At 42.6% G+C, this 18,258-nt stretch carries 21 protein-coding genes and 2 riboswitches; of the genes, 15 read left to right on the top strand and 6 right to left on the bottom strand.

The annotated features are described in order from the left end of the window. Positions 1 to 121 precede the first annotated feature (121 nt). The 4 genes from GXP75_RS02665 (at position 122) to GXP75_RS02650 (ending at position 2,421) form a co-directional block, all read left to right on the top strand. Positions 122 to 1,471 carry a TrkH family potassium uptake protein gene (locus GXP75_RS02665; RefSeq protein ID WP_061571380.1) on the top strand — a complete coding sequence of 450 codons (1,350 nt, stop codon included), beginning with the start codon at positions 122 to 124 and terminating at the stop codon, positions 1,469 to 1,471. A 100-nt stretch (positions 1,472 to 1,571) separates the two neighbouring features. After that, positions 1,572 to 2,105, top strand: a complete 534-nt coding sequence (locus GXP75_RS02660; protein ID WP_242556069.1) for a DUF421 domain-containing protein — start codon at positions 1,572 to 1,574, stop codon at positions 2,103 to 2,105. Next, positions 2,095 to 2,250 (top strand): hypothetical protein, encoded by a 156-nt coding sequence (locus GXP75_RS02655; RefSeq protein WP_013390491.1) that lies wholly within the window; start codon positions 2,095 to 2,097, stop codon positions 2,248 to 2,250. Before GXP75_RS02660 ends, GXP75_RS02655 begins: the two co-directional genes overlap by 11 nt. Before the next feature lie 3 nt (positions 2,251 to 2,253). Beyond that, positions 2,254 to 2,421 (top strand): hypothetical protein, encoded by a 168-nt coding sequence (locus GXP75_RS02650; RefSeq protein ID WP_088117044.1) that lies wholly within the window; start codon positions 2,254 to 2,256, stop codon positions 2,419 to 2,421. Positions 2,422 to 2,461: 40 nt separating this feature from the next. Here GXP75_RS02650 and GXP75_RS02645 read toward each other — a convergent pair whose 3' ends face one another. Beyond that, complete coding sequence (locus GXP75_RS02645; RefSeq protein WP_242556068.1) at positions 2,462 to 3,484, bottom strand: acyltransferase family protein; 1,023 nt, start codon at positions 3,482 to 3,484, stop codon at positions 2,462 to 2,464. Positions 3,485 to 3,738: 254 nt separating this feature from the next. Here GXP75_RS02645 and GXP75_RS02640 point away from each other — a divergent pair, with 254 nt between their 5' ends. The 3 genes from GXP75_RS02640 (at position 3,739) to GXP75_RS02630 (ending at position 6,663) form a co-directional block, all read left to right on the top strand. Further along, positions 3,739 to 5,958 (top strand): PAS domain-containing sensor histidine kinase, encoded by a 2,220-nt coding sequence (locus tag GXP75_RS02640; RefSeq protein ID WP_214914995.1) that lies wholly within the window; start codon positions 3,739 to 3,741, stop codon positions 5,956 to 5,958. Beyond that, a complete protein-coding gene (locus GXP75_RS02635) occupies positions 5,955 to 6,452 on the top strand; it encodes a methylated-DNA--[protein]-cysteine S-methyltransferase (protein WP_242556067.1) in 498 nt (165 codons plus the stop codon). The genes GXP75_RS02640 and GXP75_RS02635 overlap by 4 nt, the downstream gene beginning before the upstream one ends. Before the next feature lie 91 nt (positions 6,453 to 6,543). Continuing rightward, positions 6,544 to 6,663 carry a hypothetical protein gene (locus GXP75_RS02630; RefSeq protein WP_003327327.1) on the top strand — a complete coding sequence of 40 codons (120 nt, stop codon included), beginning with the start codon at positions 6,544 to 6,546 and terminating at the stop codon, positions 6,661 to 6,663. Between the two features lie 35 nt (positions 6,664 to 6,698). Here GXP75_RS02630 and mtnA read toward each other — a convergent pair whose 3' ends face one another. The 3 genes from mtnA to GXP75_RS02615 all read right to left on the bottom strand — a co-directional run bounded on the left by mtnA (position 6,699) and on the right by GXP75_RS02615 (position 10,097). Then, entirely contained in the window at positions 6,699 to 7,760 is a 1,062-nt protein-coding gene (gene mtnA / locus GXP75_RS02625) for an S-methyl-5-thioribose-1-phosphate isomerase (RefSeq protein WP_242556066.1), read from the bottom strand. 6 nt (positions 7,761 to 7,766) lie between these two features. After that, the gene (mtnK, locus tag GXP75_RS02620; RefSeq protein ID WP_242556065.1) at positions 7,767 to 8,960 is read right to left on the bottom strand and encodes an S-methyl-5-thioribose kinase; all 1,194 of its coding nucleotides are present in this window, start codon (positions 8,958 to 8,960) and stop codon (positions 7,767 to 7,769) included. A gap of 108 nt (positions 8,961 to 9,068) precedes the next feature. Further along, a riboswitch (SAM riboswitch) is annotated at positions 9,069 to 9,223 on the bottom strand. A gap of 94 nt (positions 9,224 to 9,317) precedes the next feature. Next, the gene (locus GXP75_RS02615) at positions 9,318 to 10,097 is read right to left on the bottom strand and encodes a carbon-nitrogen family hydrolase (RefSeq protein WP_214914982.1); all 780 of its coding nucleotides are present in this window, start codon (positions 10,095 to 10,097) and stop codon (positions 9,318 to 9,320) included. 97 nt (positions 10,098 to 10,194) lie between these two features. Here GXP75_RS02615 and GXP75_RS02610 point away from each other — a divergent pair, with 97 nt between their 5' ends. The 5 genes from GXP75_RS02610 to GXP75_RS02590 all read left to right on the top strand — a co-directional run bounded on the left by GXP75_RS02610 (position 10,195) and on the right by GXP75_RS02590 (position 14,668). Further along, positions 10,195 to 11,418: a pyridoxal phosphate-dependent aminotransferase gene (locus GXP75_RS02610; protein WP_242556064.1), complete on the top strand. Its 1,224-nt coding sequence runs from the start codon at positions 10,195 to 10,197 to the stop codon at positions 11,416 to 11,418. Positions 11,419 to 11,426: 8 nt separating this feature from the next. After that, a riboswitch (SAM riboswitch) is annotated at positions 11,427 to 11,526 on the top strand. 84 nt (positions 11,527 to 11,610) lie between these two features. Next, positions 11,611 to 12,828 carry a 2,3-diketo-5-methylthiopentyl-1-phosphate enolase gene (gene mtnW, locus GXP75_RS02605; RefSeq protein WP_242556063.1) on the top strand — a complete coding sequence of 406 codons (1,218 nt, stop codon included), beginning with the start codon at positions 11,611 to 11,613 and terminating at the stop codon, positions 12,826 to 12,828. After that, positions 12,825 to 13,529, top strand: coding sequence for a 2-hydroxy-3-keto-5-methylthiopentenyl-1-phosphate phosphatase (mtnX, locus tag GXP75_RS02600; RefSeq protein ID WP_214914973.1), 705 nt, complete (start codon positions 12,825 to 12,827; stop codon positions 13,527 to 13,529). Before mtnW ends, mtnX begins: the two co-directional genes overlap by 4 nt. Next, complete coding sequence (locus GXP75_RS02595; RefSeq protein ID WP_242556062.1) at positions 13,487 to 14,116, top strand: methylthioribulose 1-phosphate dehydratase; 630 nt, start codon at positions 13,487 to 13,489, stop codon at positions 14,114 to 14,116. Before mtnX ends, GXP75_RS02595 begins: the two co-directional genes overlap by 43 nt. 18 nt (positions 14,117 to 14,134) lie before the next feature. Next, on the top strand, positions 14,135 to 14,668 hold the full coding sequence (locus tag GXP75_RS02590; protein WP_242556061.1) for a 1,2-dihydroxy-3-keto-5-methylthiopentene dioxygenase: 534 nt from the start codon (positions 14,135 to 14,137) through the stop codon (positions 14,666 to 14,668). A 36-nt stretch (positions 14,669 to 14,704) separates the two neighbouring features. Here GXP75_RS02590 and GXP75_RS02585 read toward each other — a convergent pair whose 3' ends face one another. Continuing rightward, entirely contained in the window at positions 14,705 to 15,028 is a 324-nt protein-coding gene (locus tag GXP75_RS02585; protein WP_242556060.1) for a YkvA family protein, read from the bottom strand. A 218-nt stretch (positions 15,029 to 15,246) separates the two neighbouring features. On the opposite strand from GXP75_RS02585, the gene spo0E reads away from it, so the two are divergent. Both spo0E and GXP75_RS02575 read left to right on the top strand, forming a co-directional pair. Next, entirely contained in the window at positions 15,247 to 15,504 is a 258-nt protein-coding gene (spo0E, locus tag GXP75_RS02580; protein WP_061571393.1) for an aspartyl-phosphate phosphatase Spo0E, read from the top strand. 82 nt (positions 15,505 to 15,586) lie between these two features. Beyond that, positions 15,587 to 16,018: a hypothetical protein gene (locus GXP75_RS02575; protein WP_242556059.1), complete on the top strand. Its 432-nt coding sequence runs from the start codon at positions 15,587 to 15,589 to the stop codon at positions 16,016 to 16,018. A 30-nt stretch (positions 16,019 to 16,048) separates the two neighbouring features. Here the strand turns inward: GXP75_RS02575 and GXP75_RS02570 are convergent, their stop codons facing one another. Next, positions 16,049 to 17,566, bottom strand: coding sequence for a sporulation kinase KinD (locus GXP75_RS02570; RefSeq protein WP_061571395.1), 1,518 nt, complete (start codon positions 17,564 to 17,566; stop codon positions 16,049 to 16,051). 207 nt (positions 17,567 to 17,773) lie between these two features. Here GXP75_RS02570 and mhqR point away from each other — a divergent pair, with 207 nt between their 5' ends. Next, on the top strand, positions 17,774 to 18,223 hold the full coding sequence (gene mhqR / locus GXP75_RS02565; RefSeq protein ID WP_061571396.1) for a MarR family transcriptional regulator MhqR: 450 nt from the start codon (positions 17,774 to 17,776) through the stop codon (positions 18,221 to 18,223). The last annotated feature ends 35 nt before the right edge of the window (positions 18,224 to 18,258 follow it).

Genomic DNA, 18,258 nt, shown 5'->3' with positions numbered 1-18,258 from the left:
GTATGTGTTCTTTTGGCTAGAACGATGATAAAATACACAAATTAAGAAAAAAGCCTTTAAAAAACGGACTAATATCTTTAGAATAATTACGTACTACAAATGAGAGGCAGAAGGAATATACATGAAATTAAAGCTTGGAAAACTCATACAAGTATTATCGCCGGCCCAACTGATTGCTTTATATTACTTTTTGGCAGTCACGGTTGCGTTTATATTACTGAGCCTGCCTGCCGCCCATAAGCAGGGAGCGGACTGGTCGTTTATAGATGCTCTTTTTACTGCGGTCAGCTCAGTCAGTGTCACAGGTCTGACCGTTGTGAGTACAGCCGACACATTCAGTACGACAGGTATTGTTATACTTGCGTTTGTACTGCAATTCGGCGGAATCGGCATTATGACGTTAGGAACATTTATCTGGCTGATCATGGGGAAACGGATCGGACTTAAAGAGCGCAAACTGATTATGGTGGATCAAAACCAGACGCAATTCTCCGGCATCGTCAATCTTATGAAACAGGTGCTTTTTCTCATATTATGGATCGAATTTTTTGGAGGGCTTATACTCGGAACGTACTTCCTTACTTATTACGATTCTTTTTCGGAAGCATATTTACACGGCTTTTTCGCCAGCGTGAGCGCCACAACAAATGGCGGTTTTGATATTACAGGGAATTCGATGGTTCCATTTAGGCATGATTATTTCGTGCAATTTATTACAATACTGCTGATTATTTTAGGCGCCATCGGATTTCCGGTCCTTGTGGAAGTGAAGGATTTTCTTTTTTCAAAGCAGCGCAGATACCCATTCACTCTATTTACCAAACTGACGACGATTACGTTTGGATTCCTCGTGTTTTTCGGAGCGGTGGGTGTATTTGTACTCGAAGCCAAGCACTCATTTGCAGGGAAATCGTGGCACGACATTTTATTTTTATCATTGTTCCAGTCAACCGCCACTCGAAGCGGAGGAATGGCAACGATTGATATCAGCCAGCTGTCAGAGCCGACATTATTTTTAATATGCGCGCTCATGTTTATCGGTGCTTCGCCAAGCTCTGTCGGCGGAGGAATCCGGACGACGACCTTTGCGCTGAATCTGCTTGCGTTGTTTCATTTTGCCCGCGGGAATAAAGCGGTCAAGGTCTTTAAGCGAGAGCTTCATCCTGCAGATTTAATGAAATCTCTCGTCGTGACAATGATGGCCATCCTGCTCGTTTTTGGATCGACACTCATCTTAACCATTACTGAAAAACACTCTCTGCTCGAGCTGTTGTTTGAAGTATGCTCTGCGTTCGGTACAACCGGCTTGTCACTGGGAATTACGGCTGATTTAAGCGACATCGGAAAATGTGTGATCATGGTTGTCATGTTCATCGGACGTATCGGCATCCTTACTTTCCTGTATTTAATCGGCCGGAAGGAGATAGAAGCCAATTACCATTATCCGAAGGAAAGAGTGATTATCGGATAAGAAAAACACCGCCCCTTGCGCGGTGTTTTTTAATTGCCAAAAAAAAGATGTGTGGCGATTTACCCGTTGGAGATTCTAACGAGTAAAGAGGTGAAATCAATTGTTTGCAGTATTGTGGAAATCAGCTGTCATGATTGTGGTAGGCATTATACTATTGCGGGTTGCCGGACGCAAATCAATCAGCCAGCTGTCCGTTACTCAAACGGTCATCATGATTTCGATTGGCTCTATTATTATTCAGCCTTTTATCGCACATAACTTATGGGAAACGATTTTAGCCGCCTCTGTTTTTATTTTCGCTCTGCTTGTTATGGAAATATTGCAAATTAAAACTGATTTTTTTGAAAAGGTGTTATCAGGAAAAACCATCACGGTTGTGGAAAACGGAAACATCAATCAAAAAAACTTGAAAAAAATGCGCTTAACGGAAGCTCAGCTGAAAATGAGACTGAGACAGGAAGGTTTTGGGCAAATCAAGGATTTCAAAGAAGTTTCCTTAGAACCGAACGGCCAAATCGGCTACGAGCTTTACGATGAAGCAAAACCTGTCACAGTACAGCAGGTTCGGTTATTACTCAATGAATTAAAAGCAGAGCTCATACAAGCAAACAGGAGGGATATTGATGAAACGTAAATCTGCCATCAATGAAGCAGGAAAAAACAACAATACACCGACAGAAAGTATGGATAAGAATGCGTATTTGACTCAATATGATGGTGATCCCGGATTAAGAGGGGCAAACCGCAATTCAAAACATGGAAAGCAAGGGGGCGAGTAATCAATGGGGAAAAATCAGCACAGCAAGGACATGCAAAATCATAAAAAGCCGATGAATAAGAAAGTCCTTGAAGAAGAATTTTCAAGTGAGCTTGGAGATTATAACGCTGGCAAGCTCATTGAAACACTTGAACAAACAAAACCGAAGAAAAAAGAGAAAAACTGCAAATGAAAAAATACCTCTTAGGCAAAACGCCTGAGAGGTATCCTTATTATTTCAAGTATGCATTTTTTCTGTTCCCTTTCGCTAACTGAAGCAAGTTGGTCATCCTCAGCTCTATAAATGGCTGAGTAACTGTTTTGACAAAGTTGCTGGATAATATGGACGTGAGAGCAGCCGTTAAAATAAGCAGCATCACCAGGTTCTGGTAATTGGTTAATCCATCCTCCAACCCGATTTGCCTCAGCGTTTTAATGATAAACCCGTGAAGCAGATATACATAAAATGTTCTGGTGCCCCATTTTGTGAAAAAGTAGCGTTTTTGAGGGACGAGAGCCAGAAAGCTGAAAGTCGCTGCGAAAGAGAGAACATACCATCCTATACGGGTCAAACCGCTTATTAAGGTCACATCACCGAAAGATGAATATGGCTTGGAGCCAAACAGCCACGAATAATCAAAATCAATGCCCCAGCAAATAACGAAAACCGAGGCGAGCACACCGAATGCAATTTGTTTCCCTCTGGCAGACCGCAGCAAATCAAAATGCTCTTTATTTAAATAAAATCCGACGAGAAACATCGGTAAAAATACAAACGTTCTGGACAGGCTCAGCGTGCTGCTGATGAAATCGATATAACCAATAAGGACCGCCGCTCCGCAACTGACAAAAAGCGCCCAATGCTTTGGAAGCTTTGAAAAAGGATACAGCAGCAGGTTCCAAAAGAATAAACTGACCAAAAACCAAAGTGACCATTGCGGGTCAATCGGATTGACGTTCGTCATGCTTTCATCTTGGACGACATAATAAAAAACAGAATAGATGCTTTGGAAAATCAAATACGGAATAATCAGCTTAACAGCCAGCTTTTTCACATAACCTGACCGTTTAAAGCCTTTGGCGAAAAAGCCTGATACAAGAATAAAGGCGGGCATGTGAAAGGTGTAAATGAATTTGTAGAGGTACAGCATAAACTCGTTATCATTAATAAAAGAACGGAGAATATGGCCAAAAACAACAAGGAATATCAGCAAGAATTTTGCATTATCAAAATAACTGTCACGCGATTTGTTCATAGCATCACCTTCTCTTCAAATCATTCACTAAAAGATTATTCCCTGTTGGTATTCATTTTAAAATAAAACCTCAAAAATGATCTCGAAAATCGGGTGATTGTTAGAACGATGTAAAACGGAGGTAAGGATCGTTTAAAATGTCTTCGGAATGTAATCCCGCTGAAATTTTCTGAAATTTATAGGGCAAATGAAGGAAGATGGGACATCTTGTAGAAATATTGGAGGATAGGTTTTGAAGAAGGAGTGTACAATGAATGGCTGAAACTCTTGATTTGGAAACAAGTTTACAGCTTCAAAATCAGCTGAAGCAACTTCAGGAAGAAAATGACCGTCTGAAAAAGGAATTGAATCAGCATCAAGTGATTGTAAATAACACGCTGGATGCTATTTTTATATGTAATAAAGAAATGAAAATTGTTCAGGCAAATGAAGCGGCGGCCAGGATGCTGCAAGTCAAACCGGAAGAGTTAAAAGCACGCTCGGTGCTAGACTTTTTGTTCGCCATTCCAGAAGAAGAGCTTGTCATTGCGATTAAGAAATTTTTTAATAAAGGATTTTTGTGGAAAGAGGTCCCGATCAGGCTGGACAGCGGAGCGACAAAGTATATCGAATTTCTTGCGAAAAAGGAGAGTGGAGAAGATTCCTTTTTTGTAGTTATGCGGGACATCTCATCTAAAAAGATTTTAGAGCGGGAATTCTCTATGAATGAACAGTTATTTAAGGATTTGTTCGACAGAGCTGTTGACGGGATTGTGCTCTTTGACAGAGAAGGCTGTTTCATAGACGCGAACCTGTCATTTTGCAAGAGTTTCGAAATTGGCCAAAACGAGCTGTCTCATTTATCTTTCGGGGAATTTATAGATAAAACAAACGAAAAAGACTTTCAGAGCATTTGGGAAACGATCCACAGGAAAGGCAAAGCGAAAGGAGAGCTTCCAGTCAGACTCCGTTCAGGCGGCCAAAAGCTGTTTGAATTCACAATTACCTCTAATATCATCAACGGCTTTTACATGTCAATTATGAGAGACATTACCGAGAAACGCTCCATGGAAATACAGCTGTTTAAAAGCGAAGAGCGGTTCAGAGAAATTTTCGAAAATGCGATGGACGCTATTCTCATTTGGTCGGACGACGGAAGAATTGTGAAGGCGAACCAATCGGCGTGCAAAATTTTTGAACTGCCGATGAATCAGCTTGTTCAAAGAAACCTGTGTGACTTTCTCGTTGTTTCGAATCAAAAATACCGCTGCACGAAAAAGAAATATGAAAAATTCGGGGAGATTAGAGATGAACTGCTCTTTCAAATGGGGAACGGGCAGTTTAAAGAGCTGGAGTTCACTTCAAAACGAACGATATTGGAAGGCCAGCATTTAACGATTTTTAGAAATGTAAGCGATCGGAAAAGGATGGAGAAAGAACTTAGAGAAAGCGAATTGAAATTCAGAAAAGTCTTTAATGGCTCGATGGACGGAAACGTGTTATTTGATAACAAATATCGCATTATTGATGCCAATCCGTTAGCGAGCGATATTTTAGGCCTGTCCCATGAAGAGATCAAAAAGCACAGTCTGCTGGATATCATTTCTGCCTATGATATTGAAAATCTGACTTCTTCAGCCAGGCAGATTAACCTTGAAGAAATGGATAATGAAATTCCCTTTTTGTTAAGCGGCAAGGAAAATCGGAAATTAGAATTCTCTTTTAAACGCCATATTATTCAAAATATGAATCTTGCTATTTTTAAAGATGTCACCGAGCGTAAGGAGCTTGAAGAACGGCTCCGAAAATCTGACACTTTGCATGTAGTGGGAGAGCTTGCCGCCGGTATCGCCCATGAAATCAGAAATCCGATGACCGCACTCAAAGGCTTTATCCAGCTTCTGCAGGGGAGTGTTGAAGGTGATTATGCCCTTTACTTTAATGTCATCACTTCGGAATTAAAGCGGATTGAATCCATCATCACAGAATTTCTAATATTAGCGAAGCCGCAGGCGATCATGTATGAAGAAAAAAATGTGACCGACATCATGCAGGATACAATGGACCTTCTCCACGCCCAAGCCAATCTCAGCAATGTTCAAATGCATCTGGATCTGATCGAAACCATTCCTCCAATTTATTGTGAGCCCAATCAGCTGAAACAAGTATTTATCAATATTTTAAAAAACGCCATTGAAGTTATGCCTAAGGGAGGCAATGTATATGTGAAAATTCAGCCGTCCGGCACAGATCATATCCTCATCTCCCTGCAAGATGAAGGCATCGGAATAACAGAGGATAAATTAAAACGGCTTGGAGAGCCTTTTTATACAACAAAAGAACGGGGAACTGGACTCGGACTTATGGTAAGCTATAAAATTATTGAAGAACATCAAGGGAAAATAACGGTAGAAAGTGAAGAGGGCAGAGGAACCGTATTTCATTTAACGCTGCCGCTCCGCCAGCATAATGAGGAAAGAGGGAACGACGAATGAGCTGCTATGAGATAACAGAAACCCCTTTGGGGGAAGTTGCCATTGTGGAGGAAGAAAGCAAAATTACACGTTTACTGCTCAGCGAAGAGGATTTTCTGAAATGGAAAGATGCGGCTCCCATGGCGGAAAAACAGGAGACACCTATTTTAAAAGAGGCAAAGCAGCAGTTGCGGGAGTATTTTGCCGGTGATAGAAAAACATTCTTACTGCCGCTGGCCCAAAAGGGTACGTCTTTTCAGCAAAAAGTATGGCAGGCGCTCGACATGATTCCGTACGGCGAGTCCAGAAGCTATGCCGATATCGCGGCCGCAGTCGGCAGTCCTAAAGCTGTTCGCGCAGTCGGACAAGCCAACAAAAGAAACGCATTGCCGATATTTGTGCCGTGCCATAGAGTCATTGGAAAAAATAGGGCGTTAACCGGCTATGCGGGCAGCAGAATAAATGTAAAGGCAGTATTGCTTCGCATAGAGCAAATCCCCTATAAAGAAAAATAAAACATATGGCACGTTCCAATTTTTTCACTTGAGACATATAATTTTACAAAGTTAAAAAAGTTGGTCTGGTGAAAAAGGAGGACAATGAGTAATGAAGCTGAGCCGCCCAGATAAAATCGCCGGGTTTGCAGAGCTGTTTGTAAAATTGCATGTATTATCAAGCTCCCAAAAGAACGAAATCATAAAGTTGACAAAGCAAAAAAACCGCTGACTCTGCGCGAATGTGAGCAAAGCCGTTGCGGTTTTTTAGTTTACATGGGATTCTGCAAATAATTGTTCGATTTCTTCCGTATAAGACCCCGTCAGGATTCCCTTTTCGGTAATAATGCCTGAGATGAGGCTGTGGGGTGTAATATCAAAAGCCGGATTGAACACATGAACATCAGCCGGAGCGGTCCGAACGCCGGAGATCTGTCTCACTTCTTCAGGATCTCTTTCTTCAATCGGAATATCGTCGCCGCTTTCGACTTGCAAGTCAAACGTTGACAAAGGAGCCGCCACGAAAAACGGAATTTGAAAGGCTTGAGCTAAAATCGCAAGGCCATATGTGCCAATTTTGTTCGCTGTGTCTCCATTTTTTGCGATTCGGTCTGCCCCGACGATGACGGCGGAAATATGTTTTTCTTTCATGGTGTGAGCCGCCATGCTGTCCGTGATCAGCGTGACATCAATGCCGCCCTGCATCAGCTCCCATGCAGTGAGCCGGGACCCTTGAAGGACCGGCCTCGTTTCACAGGCGTAAATATGAAGCCCGAGATCCTTTTGTTTAGCCAGATAAAAAGGGGCAAGTGCCGTTCCATACCGGCTCGTCGCAATCGAACCGGCATTGCAGATTGTCATAATCTGATCGCCTTTTTTAAAAAGCTGCAGCGCGTTTTGGCCGATCATCCGGCACGTTTCTTCATCTTCAACCTGAATTTGTATGGCTTCATGGACAAGGTTTGTTTTTGCTTCGTTTACCGATGTTGCATACTGAATAGAACGGCTGAGCCTTTCAAGCGCCCAAAAGAGGTTAACGGCTGTCGGTCTTGAGCTGTTTAAATAATCCTTGATCGGAGCAAGCTTCTGGCGGAATTCAGAAACATCCGCCACTTCTATATCTTTAGCAGCGAGTGCGAGTCCGAACGCAGCGGTAATTCCGATTGCCGGAGCGCCTCTCACCTTCAATGTGACAATAGCGTCAAAAACATCCTCTTTCGTTGTCAGTTCAAGATATTCAGTGACATCGGGAAGCTTTTGCTGGTTTAAAATATGAATATATGTCTCTTTCCATTCTACTGAACGGGGACCTGTAAATTGAGTGCTCATCATTCATCATTCCTTTAGATGTTGCTTAAATTGTTTAAGAACATCGGTAATTGTTTTCAGCTGCTCACGTTTTTCAACAAACACCGCGCCGATTTCTAGTGCAAGCCGTTTTCTTTCAATTCGTTTATCAAATGGCACGATGGTGTCAAGATCCGCAACGTGCGCCAGCCCGATTGTGCGGCGGATCAGCTCACAGCCGGCAAAGCCGACAGCATCTGAAAAGATTTGTGCCAGGGTGTCTTCAAGATATCCGTCTATTTTCGAGTATGATTCAAGGCAGTCTTCTTTCCACGCCTCACTGAATGTTTGCTTGAATGTGTTCCATACGATATTTACATGTTCATACAGAGGCTTTCTTGCTTCTTCTTCGCGGCCGAGTGCGTTTAATAAGAGATTTGCGATGAATTGTCCGACATCAAAGCCGATCGGCCCATAAAACGCAAACTCAGGATCAATCACCTTTGTTTCTTCTTGGCTTGCAAAAATACTTCCTGTATGAAGATCACCGTGAATCAAGCTTTCCGCCGACGTTAAAAATAATTGTTTCAGCTTTGCCGCTTCTATTTTTAAACTGTTGTTTTGCCACAGTTCCTCTGCATAGGGCCGAAGTTCTTCTTCAAAATCATTTGTATCGTTGTCAGAGAATGGATCAGTAAATACGAGTCTTTCAGTTATGTCGCAAAGTTCGGGGTTCGTAAATTGTTTTACCAGCTGTTTCATCACTTGCGGTTTAAGCGCGTAATTAGAGGAGTAGAAAAGAGTTTTCCCTAAAAATTCTCCAATGTGTGCCGACAGACTCGGAAAATTCTTCCCTTCTAGTAATCCTTTTCTGGCGATCTGCAGATGAGACAGGTCTTCCATGACGGTAACCGCCATGGCTGTGTCAGAATAATAGACTCTGGGCACAAGATGAGGCACATGTTCTCCTTGGCGGATCAGCGCGCTGCTTTCAATTCTCGCCCGGTCGATCGTTAACGGCCAGCTTTCGCCGACTACTTTTGCATAAGGGACGGCTTGCTTAATAATCAGTCCTCTTTCCTTTTCTTGATCATACACGTGAAAAACATAATTTAAATTTCCGTCGCCGATTTCTTGGCAAGTCAACGTGCTTTTACTTGGAAATAAGCCGAGCTTAACCGCCAATGCAACAGCGGAGCTTTCATTTAACGTTTCATACAATGGTGTTGTGATTGCTGCCATGATTATTTACCCTCCAATATGAATAGCTGTTTATGTAATGCGGGGGGATGGCCGATAAAAAAAGCCCCCTTCTCTGGAGAGAAGGAGGCTAACAGACACGTTTCGCCTCTCTTATCTCTCAGATAAATCTGATGGAATTAGCACCGTGCCTTAATGAGACTAACGTCTCGGCGCAAAATCTGTGCGCCCCATTTCACAATGGCATTACGGTCGGTTGCTGTTGGGGTCAAAAGGCCAATCCCTCGCCCAACTCTCGATAAGAGAAAATATTCACTTGTCTTGCAATTCGAATTAATCAGTTGATGAAAATGTTAACAGGTGCTTCGTTTATTTGTCAACAACTTTTGTTGCGTAATATTAATATAAATCTTTTCGAAGGTCTGCAAAAACGGGAATTTGTTTACGTACGGCTTCACTTTCTTCTAAATCAACCTCTGCCCGTACAGCGCCTTCTTCCGTAGAGCCCTCTGCTAAAATACGGCCCCACGGATCAATAATCAGGCTGTGGCCGGCAAACTCATTGTCGGGGTTTGACCCGGTGCAGTTGCAGGCCGCAATAAAACATTGGTTTTCAATCGCTCTGGCAACAAGAAGGCTTTTCCAATGGTCGAGGCGGGGCAGAGGCCATTCCGCTGAAATAAACAACAGGTTCGCGCCTTTTGTTGTATGCTTTCTGATCCATTCTGGAAAACGGATATCGTAGCAAATCAGTCCCGAGCTTTTGACGCCGTCAAGTTCAAAATAACCGTCAGCCGAGCCGGCCGATAAATAAAGGTGTTCATCCATCAGCTGGAACAGATGGGCTTTGCTGTACTCTTTAACGATCTTTCCTTCTTTATCCGCAATGTACATCGTATTATAGATATGGTCGCCTTTTCTGACGGCGACAGAGCCGGCGACTAGGTGGACACCATGTGTTTTTGCGGTCTTTTTCAGCCAGCTTTGAGCAGCGAGTCCGTCATCATCCGCTAATAGGTCAAGGTTAGTCAGATCATAGCCGGTCGTCCACAATTCAGGAAGAACGAGAACATCGGCGTGTTTACTTTCTTTTTCGATTAAAGATTCAGCTTTTTTTATATTTTCTGAAGGATTACCGTATGCAATATCAAATTGAAGACAGGATATAGTCCATTTCACCTCTGCAACACCTCCAAGTTTCCCTTTACTTTTTATATATAACCATATATGATGATGGACTATCATTTCAAGAAATTTTTTTAGAAGGTGAAAACAGATGAAATTTGAACATTCTCACGTGTTAACACAGCTTCCCGAACAGTTTTTTGCTTCTTTAGTCAAAAAGGTGAACCAAAAACTGCAAGAAGGGCACGATGTCATCAATTTAGGCCAGGGAAATCCTGATCAGCCGACACCGGATCATATTGTCGAAGAAATGAAAAACGCGATCGCAGACCCAGAGAACCACAAATACTCATCATTCCGCGGCTCCTATCATTTTAAAAAAGCAGCAGCGGCATTTTATCAAAGAGAATACGGAGTGAAAGCAGATCCGGAAAGTGAAATTGCCATTTTATTCGGCGGAAAAGCGGGGCTTGTCGAGCTTCCGCAATGTTTATTAAACCCAGAGGACACCATTTTAGTTCCTGATCCGGGCTATCCTGATTATTGGTCGGGGGTTGCGCTTGCTAAAGCCGAAATGGAAATGATGCCGCTTATAGAGGAGAGGGGGTTCCTGCCTGATTACAGCCGCCTTTCATCTGACGTAAAGGAAAAAGCTAAGCTGATGTATTTGAATTATCCGAATAACCCGACAGGAGCCGTTGCTACTTCAGATTTTTTTGAAGAAACGGTCAGCTTTGCTAAAGAAAACGGCATCTGTGTCGTTCATGATTTCGCATACGGCGCAGTCGGCTTTGACGGGCACAAGCCATTAAGCTTTTTACAAACTGAAGGAGCAAAGGACATTGGCATAGAAATCTATACATTGTCTAAAACGTATAATATGGCGGGCTGGCGCGTCGGATTTGCCGTCGGTAATGCATCTGTGATTGAAGCCATCAACCTTTATCAGGACCATATGTTTGTCAGTCTGTTCAAGGCGACACAGCAAGCGGCAGCGGCGGCTCTCTTATCAGACCAAACGTGTGTGGCTGAACAAAACGCCATGTATGAGAGCAGACGGCAGGCGTGGATTACAGCCTGCCGGGAGATCGGATGGGATGTCACGGCTCCGGCGGGATCATTTTTCGCCTGGCTTCCGGTGCCAGACGGCTATACCTCCCAGGAATTCTCGGATTTGCTGCTTGAGAAAGCCAATGTTGCCGTTGCCTCGGGAAATGGGTTTGGAGAATATGGAGAGGGCTATATCCGAGTCGGTTTATTAACGAGCGAGGAACGTCTAAAAGAAGCGGCCTCCCGTATCGGCAAACTGAATCTCTTCGATAAAAAAGCATTGACAACAGACTTCAATAATGGGATAATTCAAAATAATTTATAAAATCTATATTCTTATCAAGAGCAGGCAGAGGGACAAGCCCGATGAAGCCCGGCAACCGACTTGTAAAGCACGGTGCTAATTCTTGCAGCTGGCGCTGAGAGATAAGATTCGGACATAAAACGAAGCCTCTTCAGACGCAATACGGTTTGAAGAGGCTTTTTATATGTGTTCTTTCATGAAAGGAGTTCAAGCATGAGTGAATTATTGGCAACATATCTCCTGACAAATCCGGAGTCTGATTGTGAAAAAAGAGCAGAACAGATTGCGACAGGGCTGACTGTAGGCTCATGGACGGATTTACCCCTGCTGAAGCAGGAACAGCTGCAAAAGCATAAGGGGCGGGTTGTAAGAGTTGAGGAGAAAGAAGGAGCTCTTGAATCGGAAAAACAAGCGGTCATTACAATTGCTTATCCGGAAATTAATTTTACATACGACATTCCGGCGGTGCTGACGACTGTTTTTGGCAAGCTGTCACTTGACGGCAAAATCAAATTAACCGATCTGGAATTTTCAGAAGGTTTTAAACAAAGGCTGCCAGGGCCGAAGTTTGGCGCATACGGTATCCGCAAGGCGCTGGGCGTGTTTGAAAGACCGCTGTTAATGAGCATTTTTAAAGGGGTCATAGGAAGAGATCTTGAAGATATTAAAGATCAGCTGAGACAGCAGGCACTCGGCGGAGTGGACTTAATCAAGGATGATGAAATTTTCTTTGAAACAGATCTGGCGCCCTTTGAAACACGAATCACAGAGGGCAGGCAAGTGCTGCGTGAAACCTATGAACAAACAGGGCATAAAACGCTTTATGCGGTGAACCTGACGGGAAGAACGGCAGACCTTAAGGATAAAGCAAGGCGTGCAGCTGAGCTTGGAGCGGACGCACTGTTATTTAACGTCTACGCTTACGGCTTGGATGTCATGCAGAGCCTTGCCGAAGATCCTGAAGTTTCTGTTCCGATTATGGCCCATCCGGCAGTCAGCGGAGCGTTTACATCATCACCCTATTACGGATTTGCACACGCTCTCCTGCTTGGGAAACTAAACCGCTATTGCGGCGCGGATTTCAGTTTATTCCCGTCTCCTTACGGGTCAGTTGCGCTTCCGAAAGAGGATGCCCTCGCTATTCATGATGAGTGCGTAAGAGAGGATTCTTTTCAGCAAACATTTGCCGTTCCTTCAGCGGGCATTCACCCTGGTATGGTTCCGCTCCTGATGAAGGATTTCGGCATTGATCATGTGATTAATGCGGGAGGAGGCATTCACGGCCATCCAAACGGCGCCCAAGGCGGAGGTAAAGCATTCAGAGCCATCATTGAAGCCGTGCTTGAAGCGCAGTCGCCGGATGAAAAAGCGGAGCAGTGCAATGATTTGAAACTTGCTCTAGAAAAATGGGGAAAGGTTGATGCTGAATGACCAAAAAACCGCTCATCATTTGTGATTTTGACGGAACGATCACAATGAACGACAACATTGTCAGCATCATGAAAGAATTCGCCCCGCCGGAATGGATCGCCTTAAAAGACGGTGTCTTGTCAAAAGAAGTATCAATTGAAGAAGGAGTCGGGCAGATGTTCGGTCTTCTTCCGAGCAGTATGAAAGAAGAGATTACAAGATATGTGTTACAAGATGCAAAGATTCGGGATGGCTTTCGTGAATTTGTATCATTTGTCAACCAGCACGAGCTTCCGTTTTATGTCGTAAGCGGGGGAATGGACTTCTTTGTTTATCCTCTTCTTGACGGAATCGTAGACAGAGACCGTATTTATTGCAATCATGCATCTTTTGAAGACGAATATATTCATATCAAATGGCCTCATTCCTGCGACAGCCTTTGCACAAATGGATGCGGATGCTGTAAGCCTTCGGTTATCCGCCAGCTTTCTGAAAAAGCTGAGTATGTCATTATGATTGGTGATTCAGTCACCGATGTGGAGGCTGCCAAATTGTCTGATATTTGCTTTGCGAGAGACTACTTATTGAATGAATGCGTCCAATTAGGGTTACAGCACCTTCCTTACCAAGACTTTTACGAAGTGAAAAGCGGCATCGAAAACATCAGGGAGGTAAAAGCATGGATACAAAACAACAGCGCTGGCGTGAACTTGCCGAAGTAAAGCGTGAACTTGCTGAAAGAGACTGGTTTCCGGCAACAAGCGGAAATCTGTCCATTAAGGTTTCTGATGACCCCCTGACATTTCTCGTCACAGCGAGCGGCAAGGATAAACGGAAAGAAACGGAAGAAGATTTTTTACTGGTAGACCAGAACGGAGAACCTGCCGAAAGCGGACATTCCTTAAAACCGTCGGCGGAAACCCTTCTCCACACGTATTTATACCAAAAAACAGATGCAGGCTGCTGCCTGCATGTCCATACACTTGATAATAACGTAATTTCTGAGCTATACGGCGATGACAAACAAATTACGTTCAAAGGCCAAGAAATAATAAAAGCGCTTGGCTTGTGGGAAGAGAATGCGGAGGTGACGGTGCCGATCATTGAAAACGCCGCGCACATTCCGACATTGGCAATGGATTTCGCAGCCCGCGTTTCCGGAGATTCCGGAGCGGTTCTTATAAGAAACCATGGCATCACAGCTTGGGGAAAAACCGCTTTTGAAGCAAAAAGGGTGCTGGAAGCATATGAATTTTTGTTCAGCTGCCATTTAAAATTAAAAACACTCCGGGATCAGCTGGTAAGATAAAAAAAGGAGGAAAAAACAGTGGCAACAATCAGAATACAGGATGAGGCAAATACAATCATTGAGAATCAAGAGGAAGTGGCAAGCTTTTTAGACAGTCAAGAGGTCATCTATGAACAATGGGATATCACGAAGCTTCCAGAGCAGCTGACAGAAAAATACGATTTGTCCGATGAAGAGAAACAGCAGATTCTTGACACTTTTGATGCCGAGATTCAAGATATTTCCGCCCGGCGCGGATATAAAGCGCAGGATGTAATCTCTCTATCCGATGCAAATCCGAAACTTGATGAGCTGCTGCAAAATTTTTTAAAAGAACACCATCATACAGATGATGAAGTTCGTTTTATCGTAAGCGGCCACGGCGTATTTGTCATTCAAGGCAAAGACGGCACCTTTTTCGATGTCCGTTTAAACCCTGGAGATTTAATCTCAGTTCCTGAAAACATTCGTCACTATTTCACTCTTCAAGAAGACCGTAAAGTTGTTGCCGTCCGAATCTTTGTCACGTCAGAGGGCTGGGTTCCGATTTATGAAAGGGAAAGTATAAAGTAATAGAAAAAACCCCCGTTTTTTACAAACGGGGTTTTTTTAGTTCATGAACTGCCATTGCTCATATTTGGAGATTTCCTTTTTTAATAGCGTCCAAATGATTCCAATGACCGCTGCATCGTCTATTAGGCCGAGCCCCAAAATAACGTCGGGAATGAAGTCGATGGGAGACACAATATAAAGGAAAGCGATGCCTACAAGTACAAAAGCGTTAAACGGTGAACGATGATATCGTCCATGTTTCCAATCTCTTATCATTTGGAAAAAAAGCGTAACGGTATTTATCGCTTTTTTGCGGTCTTTCTTTTTTATCATCATTTTGCCGCCTGTTACCCCAAGCATAAGCGCTCTATTTTTCCGCATAACAATTCCCTCCTGCTGGTTACCCATTTTAATCAAGTGTGTTTAGCGTATCTGCCGTATGGGTATTATTCTCTTAATCCTATCAATATATCTACTATAAATGAAAATATAAAGATATTTAATGAAAATATGTTTACAAATAAAGTATAATCTGTAATAATGCTCAAGAACCCAAACAAACTTGTTTCCTATTCTTTTAGCGGCGAGGGGTGAAGTGAATGGGTAGATATTCTGAAAAAGAAAAATTGCTGGTGTCTATTGATGAAAAAAGAAAATTAATGATAGATGCCGCTAAGAAGCATGGATTTACAGGGTATGACACAATCAGACACAGTCAGGAACTGGACTGTCTGATGAACGAGTACCATCAGCTGATGCAGGAAAAAGAGTCTTCTCAAGGAATACAGGGCTTTGTAAAGAAACTAGGCTTATGGTCCCGCGCCGATGTTATGCCTGCGTATGAAGCAAATAAATAGACGCACGATCCTATTCATATAATAAAGAGAGCTGCTGCGGCGCTCTTTTTTTCTGGTGAATTCCATTTGAAAGAGGGAACTGATGAAAGAGTTAACGATCTTCATTACCGAATTAATCAACCGTTTCCACGATGTATTTATTTCCTTATGTGAGATGCTCGGCTTGAATTTAACAGATAAACAGATGCATTTTTGGGTCATCGGATTATTTGGCATTCTTTTTTTCGGACTGACTCAAGCCGTGTTTAAATGGCTCTCTAAATGGAGCGTTACAGCTTTGTCCTTTATCTACACGTTAACCGTCTTATTTGTGATCGTGTTTGCCATTGAATTGCAGCAGAAAGTGACGGGGCGGGGAAATATGGAGTTTCAAGATGCGGCTGAGGGACTGAAGGGCTTTCTGATCTTCTTTATCATTTTGATGATCTTAAAAGGATTGCTCGAATCAGTCAAAAAAGTGTTTAAAGGAGAAGCACCCAAAAACACAGACAGGCATTCGCGGTTCCGCAGATAAATGAAAAACCCTCTGACAATCAGAGGGTTTTTAGTTGGTGACCGGAAGAGTAATGGTTACCTCAGTTCCTTTTCGAAGCTCACTGTCAATGGTAATCGTGCCTCCGTACATCAATACGATACGTTTACATACAACAAGGCCCAGACCGGTTCCTTTCTCCTTAGAGGTCACAAACGGAAGGAAAATGTGTTCCAGCATTTCTTTCGATATACCTTCGCCATTATCAATGACTTTTATAATGGCCTTCTGATCAGCGGCCCCTAAAGATATTGATAATTTGCCGCCCTCCTGCATGGATTCAAGCGAGTTTTTCGCCACATTTAAGATGACTTGTTTCATATGGTCTTTTGTACATTTCACATATAACGGCTTATCGGTTAAAAACGTAAGCTCTACTTCCACATTGTATAAATTCCCTTCAGAATAAATGATCGGCATAATTTCATTGAAAATATCCTGCAGGGAGTTGAGCTCCCATTTTTCAGCGGTCGGTTTGCCAAGAACAAGAAACTCGCTCACGATTTGATTGATCCTTTTGATCTCCTGCTCAATAATGGAGAAATACAGCTGGTCTTCTTCGCTTTTATACTTTTTTTGCAAAAGCTGGATGAATCCGCTGATGCCTGTAAGCGGGTTGCGGATTTCATGGGCTGTGCTTGCAGCGAGAGTTCCGATAAGCTCCAGTTTTTGAGCCTCATTCTCGGCACGTTCAAGCTGTGTCCGCCGCTTCAGCAAAATGTACTGAACGAGAATAAATAAAATATTGAGCAGTACGATAATACTCGAAAGAGGGAGCAAGAGGCTTTTCGTCAGTTCCTCAAGCTCGACAGGCTTTGGATATACTTTAATATTCCAGCTGATGTCATCTAAATACCCGCTGACCGCTTTCTCGTGCTGAGAATGCTGGCCCGGTCCGCTTGTGAAAATAAGTTTGTCATTTTGGTTCTGTATTTCGATATACACATCAGGGCTTAACATGTTTATTATGTTTTTGATGTAATCAATCTGTATGGCTGCCACTATATAATCGGTGACCTTATTGTCTGCATCTAATACGGGAACACAGATCGTAAAGATACGCTGGCCGGTAATTCTGCTAGCATAATCATCTGTAATAACCGTCTTTTTAGATTCTTTGGCTTTTTCGAAAAAATATCTGTCCGCCAGGTTCACCTTCGTTTTCAGCTCAGTGGTGCTGACAGTCACATCACCTTTTGCGTTCAGTATATATAATCCTGAAAACCTGGGCTCAGAATCGAAGGTCTTGTCCAATATATCTTGCATTTTTTTAGGATCAATCGGTTTATCAATTGCGATAGACAGGGAAGTCATTCTTGCTTTGGTTTCCCCGATCAGATAATTTAATTTATTGCGGTGAAGGTTCAGCATCATACTGGCCGCCTGTTTGTGTTTTGCGGCTATTGTTTCTTTTTCCTTTTCATAAACGAAAAAGCTTATAATTAATGCAGGAATCATCACTAAAACCAAATAAAGTTTGATCTTTGCGCAGGGACCTTTCATTATTTTCAATTTGCATCGCTCCAACATAACACCTGAATAGGGGTATTATATCATTGTTTATACTGCTTTAATAAGAAAAAATAACCAAAATAATTAGAAAAATATATAGTTACAGCCCGTGGTATAAGCAAACTACAAAAGAAGTGAAATTTTGGAAGGTTTTTTGTTGACTTTTTTGTGTTTGTTTATTAATGTTTCTCTGTAACGGTTTCTTTTGTAAAAGGATGATTAGATATGACACAAAAAGCTTCAGAAAAATCACTTAAACTATTTATTGTATTATCACGTGCTTATCGTTCTATTAATGACCATATGAATAAACATATTCATAAGCACGGCTTGAATCCGACTGAATTTGCCGTACTGGAGCTCTTATACCACAAAGGCGATCAGCCGCTCCAGCAAATCGGCGACAAAATTTTATTAGCCAGCGGAAGCATCACATATGTCGTAGACAAGCTGGAACAAAAAGAACTTCTTACACGAAAAGCATCACCTACTGACAGAAGGGTCACATTTGCACAGATTACGGAAAAAGGTATCCATCTTTTGAATGATATTTTTCCCAGCCACGCTGCTGAAATCCATGAGATGATCAGCGTGCTGAGTGAAGAGGAGAAGGAAATGTGCACTGAAATGCTAAAAAGGGTAGGCTTAAACGCAAAACATTTTCATAACAAGTAAAAAAAGGAAGCCTGGATGTGACAAGGCTTCCTTTT

Origin of the sequence: Bacillus sp. HU-1818 (assembly GCF_022695965.1) — a bacterium.
Classification (GTDB): domain Bacteria; phylum Bacillota; class Bacilli; order Bacillales; family Bacillaceae; genus Bacillus; species Bacillus atrophaeus.
Note: the sequence above shows the minus strand (reverse complement) of the source record. Positions and strands in the feature narration are given on the sequence as shown.